General features: G+C 41.6%; 1 protein-coding gene. It reads right to left on the reverse strand.

Annotated elements, in window-relative coordinates:
- Nucleotides 1-603, reverse strand: a 603-nt coding sequence (locus I7X29_RS15250; protein ID WP_198475895.1) for a hypothetical protein, incomplete at both ends; no start/stop codon positions are given.

Consider the following 603-nt stretch of genomic DNA (forward strand, 5'->3'; position numbering starts at 1 on the left):
TTTCCTGGAATGGTCGCTCCTCCACTTACTGCTGTAACTGTATAGGTAAAGCCTTGTAGGGATTGATCGCCATCTGAAAGATCTTTATCTACAAAGGTAAGCATTATACTACCATTTCCATTATGACAAATGGCTCTCACTGGGTTACTTGAGGTTATCTCGAAGGTATTAGCATCTTTCACAGTATGTACTCCTGTGATGCTACAACCTGTTTTTTCGTTGAATACCTCTACCTTATAATTTGAACCTGATAAGTTTTGTGAACCTGTAAGGACCAAACTCAAGTTGGTTGCCGTAGTGGTGGTGATAGTGGTAAAGGCATTGTCATTTCCTTTTATCTCATAGCGCAATGGTGTTCCTGCTATATAAGTAGGCGTAGCGGTTACACTGATGTTGATCACCTCGTCTACAGCACAAGTAGCTGATGTTGTAGTGGTGATACTGAGTGTTTGCAACTCGAAGGCTGGTTCTACTGTTACGCTTGTGGTGCTCGTAGCACAAGTACCTGAAGCGTCTTTTATCATAGCGTAGAAAGTACCTCCATTCAAGTTCGAAAGTGTGTACTCTGTACCATTGCCTAAACTATTTCCTCCATTATCAAAG

Source organism: Capnocytophaga periodontitidis, assembly GCF_016126015.1.
Taxonomy (GTDB): Bacteria; Bacteroidota; Bacteroidia; order Flavobacteriales; family Flavobacteriaceae; genus Capnocytophaga; species Capnocytophaga periodontitidis.